Genomic DNA, 1,077 nt, shown 5'->3' with positions numbered 1-1,077 from the left:
CTGGCCCAGCTCTGGCAGGATTTCCACCAGGCGCGGGTTTCGATCGCCCGGCTCGGCGATATCCTCAACGCCGCGCCCGAGCCGATGTTCGATCCCTCGCGCGCGACACTGCCGCCGATCAAGGGCGAGGTGACCTTCGACCACGTCAACTTCCGCTACCGGCCGGACATGTCGCTGGCGCTGCAGGACGTCTCGCTGAAGGTGCTGCCGGGGCAGGTCATCGGCATCGTCGGGCCCTCCGGTTCCGGCAAGTCGACGCTGACAAAACTGATTCAGCGGCTCTACGTGCCGGAGGCCGGCCGCATCCTGATCGACGGCATCGATTTGACAGTCGCCGACGTCGCCTGGCTGCGGCGCCAGATCGGCACGGTGCTGCAGGAGAACGTGCTGTTCAATCGCACTATCCGCGAGAACATCGCGCTCGCTGACCCTGGTATGGCGATGGAGCGGGTGATTGCCGCGGCCGAACTCGCTGGCGCGCACGAGTTCATTCTGGCGCTGCCGGACGGATACAACACCGTCGTCGGCGAGCGCGGTGCCAGCCTGTCGGGCGGCCAGCGTCAGCGCATCGCCATCGCGCGGGCGCTGGTCACCAACCCCCGCGTCCTGATCTTCGATGAGGCCACCAGCGCGCTCGACTATGAGAGCGAGAACATCATCCAGCGCAACATGCGCAAGATCTGCGCCGGCCGGACCGTCTTCATCATTGCGCATCGCCTTTCGGCCGTGCGCTACGCCGATCGCATCATCACCATCGAGGGCGGCCGCCTGGTCGAGGACGGCAGCCATGACGAGCTGATCAAGAAGGCCGGGCGCTACGCCATGCTGCACCAGATCCAGGCGGGGCTCCATGTCGTCGGCTGACGTCATCGAACGCAAGAACCGCGCGTTCTGGCGCCGCCAGCGCGACGCGCGCGAGTTCCTGCCGGCGGCGCTAGAGATCCTGGAAACGCCGGCCTCGCCCGTCGGGCGGGCGGTCGGCCTCACCATCATCCTGTTTTTCGCGCTGGCGATCGGCTGGGCGACGTTCGGCCATGTCGACATCATCGCGACCGCCACCGGCAAGGTGGTGCCGAC

At 67.0% G+C, this 1,077-nt stretch carries 1 protein-coding gene and 1 pseudogene; both read left to right on the top strand.

Going from position 1 to position 1,077, the window contains the following annotated elements:
• Positions 1-864, top strand: an 864-nt coding sequence (locus IVB32_RS40900) for an ATP-binding cassette domain-containing protein (RefSeq protein ID WP_247413156.1), incomplete at its 5' end; no start/stop codon positions are given.
• Positions 851-1,077, top strand: a pseudogene (locus tag IVB32_RS40895) (HlyD family type I secretion periplasmic adaptor subunit); the annotation flags it as partial. The gene IVB32_RS40900 and the pseudogene IVB32_RS40895, both read left to right, overlap by 14 nt.

It is taken from the genome of Bradyrhizobium sp. 23, from assembly GCF_023073295.1.
Lineage (GTDB): Bacteria > Pseudomonadota > Alphaproteobacteria > Rhizobiales > Xanthobacteraceae > Bradyrhizobium > Bradyrhizobium canariense_D.
The sequence above is the reverse complement of the archived record's forward strand: the minus strand, read 5'-3'. Positions and strand labels throughout refer to the sequence as shown.